The 14,358-nt window shown below is 26.5% G+C and carries 19 protein-coding genes and 1 pseudogene; 16 read left to right on the top strand and 4 right to left on the bottom strand.

Annotation, left to right across the window (positions count from 1 at the left end):
* Positions 1–63: 63 nt before the first annotated feature.
* Positions 64–504, bottom strand: coding sequence for a hypothetical protein (locus tag Q0V24_RS15820; protein ID WP_297522932.1), 441 nt, complete (start codon positions 502–504; stop codon positions 64–66).
* Between the two features lie 99 nt (positions 505–603).
* Between Q0V24_RS15820 and Q0V24_RS15815 the strand changes: the two genes are divergently transcribed.
* The 5 genes from Q0V24_RS15815 (at position 604) to Q0V24_RS15795 (ending at position 4,581) form a co-directional block, all read left to right on the top strand.
* Entirely contained in the window at positions 604–1,815 is a 1,212-nt protein-coding gene (locus tag Q0V24_RS15815; RefSeq protein ID WP_297522930.1) for a serine/threonine-protein kinase, read from the top strand.
* Positions 1,816–2,071: 256 nt separating this feature from the next.
* Complete coding sequence (locus Q0V24_RS15810; protein ID WP_297522927.1) at positions 2,072–2,617, top strand: DUF4352 domain-containing protein; 546 nt, start codon at positions 2,072–2,074, stop codon at positions 2,615–2,617.
* A gap of 83 nt (positions 2,618–2,700) precedes the next feature.
* Positions 2,701–3,471 carry a hypothetical protein gene (locus tag Q0V24_RS15805; RefSeq protein ID WP_297522926.1) on the top strand — a complete coding sequence of 257 codons (771 nt, stop codon included), beginning with the start codon at positions 2,701–2,703 and terminating at the stop codon, positions 3,469–3,471.
* 93 nt (positions 3,472–3,564) lie between these two features.
* Positions 3,565–4,134 carry a cyclase family protein gene (locus tag Q0V24_RS15800; protein ID WP_297522924.1) on the top strand — a complete coding sequence of 190 codons (570 nt, stop codon included), beginning with the start codon at positions 3,565–3,567 and terminating at the stop codon, positions 4,132–4,134.
* A gap of 6 nt (positions 4,135–4,140) precedes the next feature.
* On the top strand, positions 4,141–4,581 hold the full coding sequence (locus tag Q0V24_RS15795; protein WP_297522922.1) for a MarR family transcriptional regulator: 441 nt from the start codon (positions 4,141–4,143) through the stop codon (positions 4,579–4,581).
* Between the two features lie 47 nt (positions 4,582–4,628).
* On the opposite strand, the gene Q0V24_RS15790 is transcribed toward Q0V24_RS15795, so the two are convergent.
* On the bottom strand, positions 4,629–5,093 hold the full coding sequence (locus tag Q0V24_RS15790) for a methylated-DNA--[protein]-cysteine S-methyltransferase (RefSeq protein WP_297522920.1): 465 nt from the start codon (positions 5,091–5,093) through the stop codon (positions 4,629–4,631).
* Positions 5,094–5,410: 317 nt separating this feature from the next.
* Here Q0V24_RS15790 and Q0V24_RS15785 point away from each other — a divergent pair, with 317 nt between their 5' ends.
* From Q0V24_RS15785 to Q0V24_RS15760, 6 genes are all read left to right on the top strand, one after another.
* On the top strand, positions 5,411–5,752 hold the full coding sequence (locus tag Q0V24_RS15785; RefSeq protein ID WP_297522918.1) for a DUF5680 domain-containing protein: 342 nt from the start codon (positions 5,411–5,413) through the stop codon (positions 5,750–5,752).
* A gap of 24 nt (positions 5,753–5,776) precedes the next feature.
* Positions 5,777–6,154, top strand: coding sequence for a hypothetical protein (locus Q0V24_RS15780; protein ID WP_297522916.1), 378 nt, complete (start codon positions 5,777–5,779; stop codon positions 6,152–6,154).
* A 64-nt stretch (positions 6,155–6,218) separates the two neighbouring features.
* Positions 6,219–6,872, top strand: a complete 654-nt coding sequence (locus tag Q0V24_RS15775; protein ID WP_297522914.1) for a class I SAM-dependent methyltransferase — start codon at positions 6,219–6,221, stop codon at positions 6,870–6,872.
* 69 nt (positions 6,873–6,941) lie between these two features.
* Entirely contained in the window at positions 6,942–7,391 is a 450-nt protein-coding gene (gene msrB, locus Q0V24_RS15770) for a peptide-methionine (R)-S-oxide reductase MsrB (RefSeq protein WP_297522912.1), read from the top strand.
* 152 nt (positions 7,392–7,543) lie between these two features.
* Positions 7,544–7,945 carry a ferritin family protein gene (locus tag Q0V24_RS15765; protein WP_297522910.1) on the top strand — a complete coding sequence of 134 codons (402 nt, stop codon included), beginning with the start codon at positions 7,544–7,546 and terminating at the stop codon, positions 7,943–7,945.
* 233 nt (positions 7,946–8,178) lie between these two features.
* On the top strand, positions 8,179–9,636 hold the full coding sequence (locus Q0V24_RS15760) for a YdiU family protein (RefSeq protein WP_297522908.1): 1,458 nt from the start codon (positions 8,179–8,181) through the stop codon (positions 9,634–9,636).
* A gap of 58 nt (positions 9,637–9,694) precedes the next feature.
* On the opposite strand, the gene Q0V24_RS15755 is transcribed toward Q0V24_RS15760, so the two are convergent.
* Complete coding sequence (locus tag Q0V24_RS15755; RefSeq protein ID WP_297522906.1) at positions 9,695–10,114, bottom strand: hypothetical protein; 420 nt, start codon at positions 10,112–10,114, stop codon at positions 9,695–9,697.
* 69 nt (positions 10,115–10,183) lie between these two features.
* Entirely contained in the window at positions 10,184–10,660 is a 477-nt protein-coding gene (locus tag Q0V24_RS15750) for a hypothetical protein (RefSeq protein ID WP_297522905.1), read from the bottom strand.
* Between the two features lie 181 nt (positions 10,661–10,841).
* Between Q0V24_RS15750 and Q0V24_RS15745 the strand changes: the two genes are divergently transcribed.
* The 5 genes and pseudogenes from Q0V24_RS15745 to Q0V24_RS15725 form a co-directional block, all read left to right on the top strand.
* Positions 10,842–11,897 carry an NERD domain-containing protein gene (locus Q0V24_RS15745; protein WP_297522903.1) on the top strand — a complete coding sequence of 352 codons (1,056 nt, stop codon included), beginning with the start codon at positions 10,842–10,844 and terminating at the stop codon, positions 11,895–11,897.
* Between the two features lie 63 nt (positions 11,898–11,960).
* Positions 11,961–12,320 (top strand): hypothetical protein, encoded by a 360-nt coding sequence (locus Q0V24_RS15740; RefSeq protein WP_297522902.1) that lies wholly within the window; start codon positions 11,961–11,963, stop codon positions 12,318–12,320.
* Positions 12,321–12,601: 281 nt separating this feature from the next.
* The gene (locus tag Q0V24_RS15735; protein ID WP_297522900.1) at positions 12,602–12,856 is read left to right on the top strand and encodes a hypothetical protein; all 255 of its coding nucleotides are present in this window, start codon (positions 12,602–12,604) and stop codon (positions 12,854–12,856) included.
* A 31-nt stretch (positions 12,857–12,887) separates the two neighbouring features.
* A complete protein-coding gene (locus Q0V24_RS15730; protein WP_297522898.1) occupies positions 12,888–13,439 on the top strand; it encodes a GNAT family N-acetyltransferase in 552 nt (183 codons plus the stop codon).
* A 354-nt stretch (positions 13,440–13,793) separates the two neighbouring features.
* Positions 13,794–14,358 (top strand): annotated as a pseudogene (locus tag Q0V24_RS15725) (hypothetical protein); the annotation flags it as partial.

The following is a 14,358-nucleotide window of genomic DNA, read 5'->3' as shown; positions in this document are numbered from 1 at the left end:
TCCCTACACGACGCTCTTCCGATCTGTGATAGTATATATGCTATCACCTGTTTTAATGAAAAGTTAATTACAGTTTATAAGAGTTTTAAGGTCATTATCATCTAAAGTAAAATCTGTTTGCATAAGTGTATATGATTTTGCAATACAAAAAATAAGAATAGCATCACGACTATTTTTAGAGTAAAGAATACCATTATTAGTAAGTTTTAAAATTCTATTTGTTTCAGCTAAAGATAAACTTGCAGCAATACAAAGTTTTAATGCATTATCTCTATCGGGTATTTTATCACCACGAAGAATTTCATAGCAATAAGAGCGACTTATGTTAGAATCATTTATAATAGTGCTTTTCTTTAAATTTTTTTCAATACATAGATTGCTAAAGTACTCAGAAAAGTTTAAAGTATCTAAAGATTTTTGTTTAGTTATTAGAAATTTATTTAAGTCATTTATGTTATCAAGTGATGTTAACATACTTTCTAAATCATTTGTTTTTTCATCCATTATGTATAGGCTCCTTTAGTACAGTTTACAATAATATGTAATCTTCTACATTATATGATATAATTTTTTTATAGAAAAATCAAGAAAAAAGGAGAATATATGGAAAAATTATTAGCTGAATATGAACTTAGTCTATATTCAGAGGTAAAAACAATACTCGAAGGGAAAGTTTATATAGTAAGTCATGAGATTACAAATCAACTTTATATAAAGAAAGTTTTACATAGAGAAAATTTATCTGTGTATAAAGTTTTAAAGGAAATGAAATCTCAAAACAGACCAGAGGTAGTAGAATATTTCCCTATTAACGATAAACTTATAGTAATAGAAGAACTTGTAAATGGAAGAACAGTAGAAAATATACTAGAGATAGAAAGTATAGCAAAAGATGAAGCTATTAGAATTATGATAGGAATTTGTGATGGATTATTAGATATTCATAGGAGGGATAACCCTATAATACATAGAGATATTAAACCAAGTAATATAATTATTAATAGTGATGGTGTTATAAAATTAATAGATTTTGATGCAGCAAGAGTAGTTAATGAACTTAACAACAGAGATACAAGACTTATAGGAACAAGTGGATATGCATCACCAGAACAATTTGGATTTGCCCAGACTGATATTAGAAGTGATATTTATAGTATGGGAGTTTTATTGAATTATTTATTAGTAAAAAAATTACCAAGTGAAGAGCTTGTAAGTGGGGAGATTGGTGAAATTATAAAAAAGGCTATACAAATAGATAGAGGATATAGATATCAAGATGTTGAAGAATTTAAAAAGGCATTACTTTTAATAAATTTGAAACCTAAGAAAGATAGTAGAAGCAATGTTTTAAATACTCAAAAGTTAAGTCTAGAGAAACCTAAGGATAAAAAAGAACCAGAAGGTTATATGACTTTTGGTATTCAATCACAGAATAAAGATGAAAAAAATAAAAAGAAAGAAAATAAAAAAGAAAGAAAATACACGAGAAGTAGCCTAGATATGGCTTTAGAAAGGTATTTAAGAAAAATTGTAGGTTTTAGAAGTTTTAAGGTTTATAAAATGATTTTAGCATCTTGTTGGTATCTAATTGCATTTTTGGGGTTTTTGGTATATTCAACTAGTCACCAAATATCAGATATTAGTTTAGTTATATATTTCGCTATTCTTCCAACATTTATATTTGGTGGTGGATTCGGAATTAACAAATATTTACCATTAATGAAAAGTAAAACTATCTGGAAAAAAATTATAGGGCAAATTATAATGTGGTTTATTTTAACTATGATAGCTGGGGCATTTATGGGAGCTAAGTAGATATATAAAGGTAATGTTCAAGTTTTGAGCATTATCTTTTTTTTGTACGCTGATAGCGTACCAATTAGGTTTTATATCTAGCTATAATAAGTTTGTAAGTTGATTTAATTGCGGATTCAATTTGTAGACAATCTTTCGAAAAGAAGAAAAGTTAGTATAGAGAGAGTTTTTTGTACTAGAAAAATTAAAGAGTGACTATACATATGGCAAAATTTAAAGTAGCAATATTAGTTTAATAAGAAAGGAAGTTTAACAAATGAAGAAAAAAGTTTTAATAGGACTAATAATAGTAGTAGGAATTGGAGTAGCAGTAATTGGAGTAGCAGTAATTGCTAGTAGTGGGGATAGTTCAACAAAAGCCTCAATAGCAAAGCCAGCAGTAGCACAAGTAAATAGTAGTGTATCACATAAACAAGAATACAAAGTTGGAGATACAGTTGATATTAGTGGGATGAAATTGAAAGTAGATAAAGTTACAATAGCTAATGGGGATGAATTTGATACTCCACAAAAAGGAAATGATTATGTTGTAGTTAAAATAACAATCATAAATGATTCAGATGATACTATATCATATAATCCTTTTGATTATTCAATAAAAAATAGTAAGGGACAAATTACAGATGGAGCTATGAGTAGTGTCAATTCAAATACAGCATTAAATAGTGGTCAGTTAGCTAAAGGTGGATCAGTTACAGGCACACTTGTTTATGAAGCGCCAAAGGGTGATAAAGGATTAAAATTACTGTATAAAGGAAATGTACTATCAAATGATGTAAGTGCGCAGATAAATTTAAATTAGTAAATAATAAATTATTTAATTAGGACCAAGCTTTTTGAAAGGCTTGGTCCTTAAATATAAATAAGAAGGGAATTAAAATAAGTATGGAAAAGGAAATATTAGAGAAGACAGAGAAATTAATACAAGATTTTTATGATATTAAAAAAATATTAATTGGAAGTAAGTTAGAAAATTTAAATATAAATAAAGAAAGAATTATTGTGAGTGAAGATTGTTTTAGTGAGAGATGGGAAATATATAATTTAGATATTTTTATAAATAAAAGTATAGAGGAGGATTTATTAGATTTAGATTTTGAATTACATATAGACAAAGATATTCCATTATTAAATAGTGATGAGTGGCTAAAAAAGTATGGTAGCAAATTATATGCTGAAAAAAAGGTTGAAATAATTAAAAAGGAATTTATAAGTTTAAATAAATTGTGGAATGAGATTATAAGTGAAAAATATATTTTAGTATTAAAGAAAAATTTCTTTGATATAGAAAAGTTTTTAGAAGATATAGTTGGAAAAAGTAATTTTAAAATAGATGATGAAAATTTAGTTATTAGTAAGGTTGAAGGTGAGCTATTAAAGCAAGGAAATGATAAGAGTAAAATAGTAAAGGAATTGACTTGGACTAAAAATAACATGGAAAATTCTAGCATAGAAGTGATTCTTCCTATAGAAAGAAGGCATTTAAATAAAGAAAACAAAATTAGATGTATAAAAATTAAGTTTAGTGGGGAATATATAAAATTTAATATTGTAAATTATTATAATAATGGAAATATACAAGTTATTGATACGAAAGGTACTGGGGAATGGGAATTTAAGATGTTTCTTTTAAAATATAAATTAAGTTTATTTTAAAAAGAATATAAAATTTATAAGGTAGTTGAAAGTCTATCTTTTTTTGCTCTAATATGATATATTGTTTCTAAGGAAACAATAAGGAGAGTTAAAATGATAGATATAACATTAAAATTAGATAAAGAAAATAAAGTATGGGATAGATTTAAATTAAATGAAAGTACTCTTTTAAGTGCTGGGCATATGGGAACACACTTAGATGTATATAATCATTCACAAGTACCATTAGAGTATTTTAAATCTAAATGTAAAATTATAGATTGTGAAAAATATGATTTTGACAAAGAGATAGGAATAGAAGTTTTAGAAGGTAAAGTGATAGATAAAGGTGATTTTATAATTTTTAATACAGGAATACAGAAAAAGTATTTGTATGGAAGTTATTTTTATATTCATAATCACCATAATTTGAGTTATGAGTTAATTGAGTATCTACTAAATAAAAAAGTAGCTTTTATTGGTATAGATGCAGCTGGAGTTAGAAGAGGAAAAGAACACAAAGGTGCTGATATATTAGCAGAAGAAAATAATACATTTATTATAGAAAACTTAGATTTAGAAGATTTGAAGAATAAAAATAATGAGTTTATAGCATACACAATGTGGATTGATAATCCATTTGCTACAGGGCTTAGTACAAGAGTTATTTTAGAAGAGGTTTAAAGTGTTATGAATAATGATAAATTAATGTTAGAACTTATAAAGGTATTTCAAAATTTTTCAGAAGTAAATTCTAGGCATTATAATAGCAATTATGATGATATTAATATGAATGAAGTTCATACAATAGATTTTATAGGGAAAAATATAGATTCAAATTTAAAAGTAGTGACAGATGGTGTAGGTATTACAAAAGGTGCTATTGCTAAAATAACTAAAAAATTAGAAGAAAAGGGCTTTATAAGTTCATATAAAAAAGCAGATAACAAAAAAGAAAAATACTTTAGGCTTGAAAGTAAAGGGGTGGATGTTTATGAAAAGCATCTAAAACTTCATAAACAAGCTTTTGATAGAGATAAAAAAATATTTGATAATTATAATGTTGATGAAAAAAAATTAATAAATAAATTTTTAAAAGAACTAGCGAATGATATAGGAAAAAGAATTTAAGAATAGGCTAAAAGGACTGCCTCACATAGACTGTGAGGTAGTCCTTTTTAGTTTTTAGATTCTAATTTAAGTAATAAATCCTTTTTATCAAGTCCACCAGCATATCCGATTAATTTACCACTTTGACCAACAATTCTGTGGCAAGGAACAACAATACTTATTTTATTTTTATTATTTGCACCACCAACAGCTCTTACAGCTTTTTCATTACCAATCATTTTTGCTATATCTTTATATGATTTAGTTTCACCATAAGGAACTTTTAAAAGATTTTTCCAAACTTTAATTTGAAATTCTGTTCCACTAAATTCTATTGGTAAATCAAATTTTTTTCTTTTATTAGCAAAGTATTCTTCTAGTTGATTAATAGTATCTTCAATAATTTTATTTTTACTTTGACTTAAGATTTCATCTTCTAAGTTATAATAGCTTATTTCAAGAAGTGCTTTGTCAGTAGCCCTAATAATTAGATTTCCGAGTTTAGAGTTATAGATATATTTATATTCTTTCATAATTTTGTTCTCACTTTCAAATGTTCTTAGAGAGATTATATACTATTTACTTAAAAATTGTCTAATTTAATTATGTATATTTGATGTAAAGTTAAAGTTGCATAAATTCAACTTCTAGTTTGTAGAAGGTAAGGAAACTATAGGTTAAAATTAGTTAGAGGTGATTGAGATGGGGTTTGGGAATAGACTTAGAGAGTTAAGAGTGAAAATAGGAAGTTTGATATAGAAAAAATAAAAGAATTTTTAATAAAAGCTAAAAAGTGTACCTATGCTAAGGGGGGAATGGAGTTGAAGCTTCAAGACCAAGTTCACATGATTTGAGTTATGAAGAAGGGATATTTAAATATATAGATACGTATCTTGGGAGTAAGAATTTTATTGGTGAAGAGGCTATATGGATAGAAAATAAACCATATTGGGCAATGAATTATAGTGGAAGAGTTCTTTGTGATAAATTTTCAGGAAGCTTTTTAAAAGAAGTTTTATCAAATGTTGAAGTTGAGAAACCATATAGAGGACCTAAAGTATATGTAAAAGGGGACTATATTTATCAATGTATGGTTGAGGGGGAGTTTGAATGGTTTAAAGGGCAGGAAGAAATCTATTTAAATAATGAGAAAATATATGAATGTATTTTCCATGGGGGAATAGTTATTTAATCAATAATTAAGGGGGAAAAGAAATTGGGGCTAGAAAAAATAAATAAGTATATTGCACAGCAATTTAGTAATCCAAAGGGGATTCGTGGAATTATAAGCACATTTGTGATGAATAATATGAATAAAAAACAATATGGAAGTATTATAGAAAATTTAAAGATAAATAGTGGCGATAAAGTTTTAGATATAGGATTTGGAAATGGGAAGCTTTTAAATAAAATTAGTAAACAAGTAGATGGTGAGTTCTATGGGTTAGAAAATATAAAGTATACTGATTATGGTTTTAATAGATATACTGTGGATGAATTAAGAAAAATAACAGTTGAAAGTGGTTTTGAAATAGTAAAACTTATAGAAATAAGTAAAGATAAGTCATATTGCTTAATTTCTAAAAAAGTTTAAAGATGCGAAAATCAAAATACTTCATATAATAATTGTAGTATTTAAAATATGAGGTAGTTTATAGATGAATGATAATGAAGTTTTTAAATTAATAGAAAAAGAAATATTAAAGAAAAAATATTTAAATAATCCGTATGATGAAACTTATGTAAGAAGACTAGAACTTTACCCAGAGTTTTTACAAATGCCATACTGGCTTGATTATAGAGAGTATATAGATATAAAAGAATATTTAAATGAAGTGAAATTTAAAGGTAAGATATTAGACTTTGGATGTGGAAGTGGGCATATGGATATCCTTTTAGGTAGAGATGGATATGAAATTTGTGGAGTAGACTTGAGTCCAATGGCAATAGGTATATGTAATATATTAAGAGATAATGAGCTAAATGATATCAAGAAAAAGGTTAGTTTTAAGCTTGAAGATGTAACAAGTTTAAATGTAAGTAAAGATATGTTTGATTTAGTTTGGTGTTCACACACTTTAGAACATATAAAAGATCATAAGCCTATTTTTGAAGGACTAAAAAAGAGAATTAGTAAAAATGCTAAAATGAGAATATCAGTACCATTAGGTTATGCCTTTGATGATCCAGATCATGTTCATCATTGGGCTAATGAGAAAGAGTTTAGAGAATACTTCGAAAGAATGGTATTAGTAGAAGAGGTAATTGTTGATGAAAATAAAAGAATTATTGTAGCAACTTTTAAGTTATAAATACAAGATAGTTTATAATAATTTATTTTTGAGATATAATAAGTAAAAATAAACTTAGGAGTGGATAGAATGAATAAAGAGTTTACAGTGAAGACAAAAGAAGAACTTAAAAATGAGCTTACAGAAGTTCAATATCTTGTAACACAAGAAAGTGCAACAGAAAGACCTTATATAAATGAGTATGATAATAACTTTGAAAAGGGACTATATGTTGATATAACAACAGGGCAGCCTCTATTCACTTCTATGGAAAAGTTCAATTCAGGATGTGGCTGGCCTGCATTTAGTAAGCCTATAAGTAGAGATGTTATAAAAGAAACAAGAGATGTATCTCATGGGATGGAGAGAATAGAAGTTAAAAGTAAACTATCAAGTAGTCATCTAGGACATGTATTCTCAGATGGATTACTTGAAAATGGTGGGCTAAGATATTGTATAAATTCAGCATCCCTTAAGTTTATTCCTTTTGAAAAGCTTGAGGAAGAGGGATATAAGGAATATACAAAACTATTTAAATAGAGGAAAGTGCTACATATTTTAAAAAATATGTAGTATTTTTTATTTTAGGGGTTGCTTTTTGCTTTATAGTCGTGTAATATAATAATTAGTTGTATGCAATTTAATTTTAAAAAATACAAAAGAAAAATTAACTTTATAGGAGGAATTTAAAAATGAACATATTAGGAGCAACAAAAGGTACAGAACTTGAGGAAATCATAGATAAGTTAGTTACAGGTGAGGCAATGGCAGCAGGAATGTATTTTGCATTAGCACATATTGCAAGAGAACAAGGAAATGAAAAAGTGGCTAATGTTTTAACTAAGATAGGTACAGATGAGGCAAGACATAGTGGTTTATATTCAGTTTTAAATGGAAAAGTTAATGAAGATATATTCACACTTCTTCCAATGTTCTTAAAAGAAGAGCAAGGTGCTGGTCCTGCAATTGGTGGAATTGCAGATAAAGCTGAACAACTTGGAATGAAAGAAGTTGCGAAGCTTATTAGAGGAGCTGCTAAAGATGAAATAGGTCATGCTAATGCTTTAGAAGCTATATTAGAGGATAGAGTATAAAGTATAAGATTTATTTTAAATAAATAATTAGATATAAATTAAAGGGCGTAACTTACATTTTTATAAGTTACGCCCTTAATATTAAAAATTAATTAGGGGAAAATAATAAGTGAGTAGTAGTTATTTTATATAAATATTGAAAAATTTAAGGTATAGATATATTATAAAAGAAAAGAATTATTTAGAAGTTAAATATTAAGTTAATATATATTAAGATACGAAAGGAAATTTTTATGAATAAAACAGAAGAAAAAGTATTTGATTTAGAGAATAGTTATTATGAGTTGCCACAAATATTTTATACTGTTCAACCACCTAGTGATGTAGCTTGTCCTAAAATGTGCATACTAAATATTGATTTAGGGAATGAACTAGGAATAAATTTGAAAAGTAAAAATTTATTAGAGATTCTTTCAGGGAATAAAGTGGAGGAGGATAGCATTCCTATTTCACAAGCATATGCTGGACATCAATTTGGAAACTTTACAATGCTTGGAGATGGAAGGGCAGTTCTTTTAGGTGAGTATATAACAACAAAGGGCGAGAAAATAGACATTCAGTTAAAAGGAGCAGGGAAAACACCTTATTCTAGAGGTGGAGATGGGAAAGCATCACTTGGTCCAATGCTTAGAGAATATATTATTAGTGAGGCGATGTATGGACTAAATATTCCAACAACTAGAAGTCTTGCAGTAGTTTCAACAGGAGAAAAAGTTGCTAGGGATGAATATTTAGAAGGGGCTATTCTTACTAGGATTGCAAAAAGTCATATAAGAGTAGGAACTTTTCAGTATGCAGCAGGTTTTGGGGAAATAGAAGATGTAATAGAACTTGCAGATTATACTTTAGATAGACATTTTAAAGGATATGAAAAAGCATCTAATAAATATAAGTACTTATTAGATGAAGTAATTAAAAAACAAGCAAAACTTATTGCAAAGTGGCAACTTGTTGGATTTATACATGGAGTTATGAATACTGATAATATGACTGTTTGTGGGGAAACTATAGATTATGGACCATGTGCATTTATGGATATTTATAATCCTAAAACTGTTTTTAGTTCAATAGATTATGCTGGTAGATATGCTTATGGAAATCAACCTAATATAGGGGTGTGGAATCTTTCAAGGTTTGCAGAAACACTAATACCTCTTTTAGATGAGGAGCAAGATAAAGCTATTGATAGTGCAAAAGAAAGTATCAATAAGTTTGTTGTCTTATTTAAAGAAAATTGGATTGATGGTATGAGAGCAAAACTTGGGATATTTAATAAAGAAGATGCAGATGAGTATTTAATTGATAGTTTACTTGGAATAATGCAAAATGAAAAAGCTGATTATACGAATACTTTTTATAATTTAACTATTAGGAATATAGATGATTTAGAGATAAAGAAATCTAATATATTTGAGAAGTGGTATAAATTATGGCAGGAAAGATTAAAAAGACAAGATGAGTCAAAAGTCGAAAGTATAGAACTTATGAAAAAAAGTAATCCTGTTATTATTCCAAGAAATTATAGAGTGGAAGAAGCATTGAGTAGTGCTGTAGAAAAACATGATTATTCAGTTATGAAAGAACTTTTAGAGGTTTTAAAAAATCCATTTGATTATGAAAAAGATTTAAAGAAATATATAGAGTTACCTAAAGTTACAAATGAAGTTTATAGAACTTATTGTGGGACTTAAATAATAAATAAAAGTCGTAAATTCTAATTTTAAGAATTTACGACTTTTTATATTTTAATTATAAGTTTAAAAGTTCATCTTCTATTGTTTCTATGGCTCTCTCATAGTTTTTTCTCTCAGATGACATTTCTTCACCACTTCTGTACTCAATTATCATTTTAAGTCTAGTAAGTCTGTTGATTTTTGAGTTAGTAGAAAGTATATCAAACCCTTCAGGAAGCATTCCTTTAACTAATAAATCAATGATGCTTTCATCTTTTTTATTAGCAAGACTACTTTGTAGTTCTCTAAGTAAATTTAAAAGATTCTCTTCAATCATAGGATTAGCATCTACTTTAAGTTCTTCTATTCTTTGTGATATATAACCTATCATTTTCTTTTTTTCTGTATTAGTTGTATTAGTAGGAAGCTCTGCACTAGCACCTCTACTAATTCTTTTTATGTAATCAAGTGTTTCTTCTCTTAATGTTGTTTCCATAATATCTCCTCTGTGTTTAAAAGTCTTAGTATAGTTTAACATAAAATATAGATAAAAGACTTTTTATTTTTAGTAATAGATAAAATCTTTGATATTTAATTCAAAGCTAGAGTCACTTTCACTTGTGATAGTAAAATTAACATCAAATTTATGAAATGCACTTATAAGGTATAAAGAGTTTATATTAACATAAAACTTATGAGTATTATTAAAGTTAAGCTCAAAGTTACTAAAGCTTTTTATATTTATAGATACATTTATCTCATCAGGGAAAATTTCTATGTAATTATCAAGTATTTGATATACACAGATATCTAAAATAATTGATATACATCTTTTCTCAAGTTTGTTTTTTATATCTTTTAGTCCTCTTAAATTAAGAACTAAATCAATTGCCTTAATTTTAATAGCTCTGTTGCAAAGAGGACATTTTGTTATAATTTCATTTGTAACATTAGTTTCTAATAAACTTTCAAGTTTAAAACCACAGGTACAAGTCCCTCTTATTTCTTTAGGATCATCTGCATATCCATATATATAATCCATATCTTTAAAATCTCCTTTTACATATGTATGTGTATTATATTATAACAGTAATGGTTACTACTGATAAGCTTAAGTTAAAAGTAATATATACGCTTAGAAAATTTGGTAAACTAAGATAGATATAAAAATTTGGATAATATGTAGGTTACTTTATGAATAAAGTAGTTTTGGAGGGATATAGATGTCATTTTTAAAAAAATTATTAGATATAAGAGAAATAAAAACTCCTATATTTTTTAAGGAGTTTACTGAAAATAATAAAAATTTAGTAGAATTAGAGAGTATATTTAATTTAGTATATAGTGAAAAAAAGAAAATTATAAATGAGGATATCATAAGAGTTAAGATAGGGATTCAAGGTGAGAAAAATGTAGCATATGAACTTAAAAATTCGTATATTCCAATGATTTGTTTGCATGATATAAGAATAGAACATGAGGGGAATATAGCCCAGTTAGATTTTGTTTTAGTAACTGAAAAATTTATTATGGTTTTAGAAACAAAAAAGCTAAATGGAGATATAGATATAAATGAAGTTGGTGAATTTACAAGGAAATTTAAAAATGCAAATGGTAAAGTTTATAAGGAAGAAGGGATATATAGTCCAATTGCCCAAAATGATAGACATATAAGGATACTTGAGGATTATTTAAAGAAGCATAAGATAATAAGGCGAGTTCCAATATATTCAGCGGTAGTAATTGCTAGCTCAAGGTCAATAATAAATAGAGAGAAAGCACCAGCTACAATAAAAAATATAATATTTAAATATGATCAGTTAACACATATGATAAATAAAAAACTTGAAAGTATTGATAAAGATAGTAAGATGTTTGAAAGCAGAATGATAGAAATAGCTAAATTTTTAGTAGATAACAATGTTGAGATTAAATATGATTATTATAAAAGATATCATTTAAAAGAAGAGGATTTTGTTAAAGATAAAAACAAATCAGAATTAGAATTTTTAGATATTAATAATATGAAGACCAAGGAACTTAGAAGCCCTAATATAATTTCTGATGATGAATTATATAGTAAGTTGAAAGCATACAGATTAGAAAGAGCAAGAGAAAAAAATGTGCGGGCTTATTGTATATTTACTAATAATACATTAGATGAATTAATTTTAGAAAAACCAAGAAGTGAAGATGAGTTAGCTAAAATAAAGGGTCTTGGAAAAATCAAAGTTGAAGAGTTTGGAAAAGAAATTATTGAAATTATCAAGTTAAGTTGATTAAAATGAAAAAAATGGTAAAATTATACTTATAAATATTATGAAAGGGAGCTGATAGTTAAATTGATTAAATTTGGATTATCATATGTTTTATTAAGTGTTTTAAGTTCACTTATGTGTGTAGGGATTTTAATGCTAGTCTTAAAAGGAATGAAGATGACATTTGATATGGATGGAGAAAAATGGAATAGAACTTTAGGCTATAAAACTGGAAGTGGGTTATACTATATTCTTGCAGGGACATATATTTTTACGGTGCTAGTTATGCTACCGATTAGTGTTATATGGTTTAATGTAGTAGGGATAGAGAACCCTATACTTGGGTCTGTAATTATTATGGTAGCCTTAACAGTAAGTGGAGGTATTAAGTTTCCAAAGATTAAAGCTATGATACAAAGTAGATGTGAAAGTATATTTAGTTAAAGTTTAGTAAATAGTAAAGATGAGGTTATATAGTTTGATAAAAGCTATATGACTTTTTTATTGTTCGAAAATTTATGTAAGTTTCAGTTGGAGATATAGATTTCTTATTAAGTATGATATTAGAAATTATTTTTTTGAGGTAATTTGATAATTTAAAAGAAATAATTTGTTTCAAATTTTTTATATTGAAAGAAATTATAGAAAATACCTTATTTTACATAATAATAAGGTTGATATATTATATAACTATAATATATTGTAAACAAAGGATGATTTAATTAATGAAGTATATAGAAATGGGAAAAAAATTAGGTGAGAAATATTCTAGTAGGGAACTTGTAAAGATAATGGCGTATCTTAAATTTCAAACACCTAAAAATGCTATAGAATATATTTTAGAGTTAGCAGAATTGTGTGATGTGAAAATTTTTGGAGATTTAATCAATGAGGATAATTTAACAAGTTTTATACTTGGGTTCCATAATGGAACTATCCAAGTAGGGACATGTAATCCTAATGATGCAAAATTAATGTAGATAAAAACAATTCTTATAGAGAGGAGTTAGTATGATGAATATTAAAAATAGAAGTGAAAATGATAGAGAGGTTAAAGCAAATATTGTTAAGCTTGAAATTAGTGATTTAGATGATATAGTAAGACTGCAAGACTTTATAATAGAGGGCATTGAAGATAAACAGATATTTGCAAGAACAAATAGAGAGGAATTTATTAGTTATTTTGAGGGAAATTCATATTTAGTAGGAATTAGATTAATTGAAACAGGAAAACTTGTAGCACTTGGCGTATATGTAAATGATGGACTTAAAGAGGCTAATTATGGATATGATTTAGATTACTTGAAAGAGGATATTTTAAAAACTGGTCAAATTGAAATTACAATAGTTCATCCAGATTTTAGAGGAAATAGACTTCAAGATATTTTATGTAAAAAGCTTATAGAAGTTTCTAAGGTAAATGGAGATAAGTATTTAACAGCAACAGTTTCACCTTACAATAAGCACAGTCTTAGTAATTTTTTGAAGGCTGATTTTAAAAATAAAAAGGAAAAACTTAAATATGGTGGAGTTCTAAGATGTATTTTAGAATACAAACATTAAAGCAAAGAGATATTTCATAGTTTAGTGACTGCAATTATATATTAGTTGATAAATTATTGAGATAGCTTTTTATATGGAATCTAAAGAAAATAAATTTTTAGGTATAAACAGTATTAGAAGAATACAAGATTGTAAATATAATAATATTAGGGAAGAAAAAGGTTATTTATTGTAAATAAATAATATTGAAATAAAATCAATGATAAATGCTTTATATTTATAATAATACAATAAGAAATACATAATAATATTCCAAGAAAATGAATAAACTGTTAATAAATAGAATGAATTGGATTTGAAAATAATGGTATAGTGTAAAAGGAAACTTTTAAGCGCAAACAAAGGAGAAATTTAATGAAAAAGAATAAATTAATAACACTTATTTTATCAGGAGCAATGATAGCTTCTATGAGTGGTATAGTAGCAGGTTCAACAGGTCATAAGGGAAAGAATATAGTAAATAAAAGTAAGGAAGTAACTAATTATATATTGTTAGCGGATAGAAAAATAAATGATAATACAATTGCTATAAAAGAAAATAGCGATTTAACTCTTGTAAATAAAGATAGTAAAGAATTAGTTAAGGAAGAAAGTAAAACGAGCACTAAAAATGAAGTTAAACCAGTACTAAATTTAGCTAGTAAGGAAGTTATAAAATCAAAGTGGGTAACTGAGAATAGGAAAAAATATTATTATAATAATGAAGGTCAAAAAACAATAGGTTGGACAACGATAGATAATCATATTTATAAATTTAACGATCAAGGCATAATGATAACAGGATGGGTTCAAGAGTGGGGAGTAAAATATTACTTTGCAGATAATGGACAACTACTAACAGGGTGGCAAACAATAGATAATCATGTTTATAATTTTAATAATCATGGAATAATGCAAACAGGATGGCAAACAATAGATA

This window comes from uncultured Clostridium sp., from assembly GCF_947039605.1.
GTDB lineage: Bacteria > Bacillota > Clostridia > Clostridiales > Clostridiaceae > Sarcina.
Note: the sequence above shows the minus strand (reverse complement) of the source record. Positions and strands in the feature narration are given on the sequence as shown.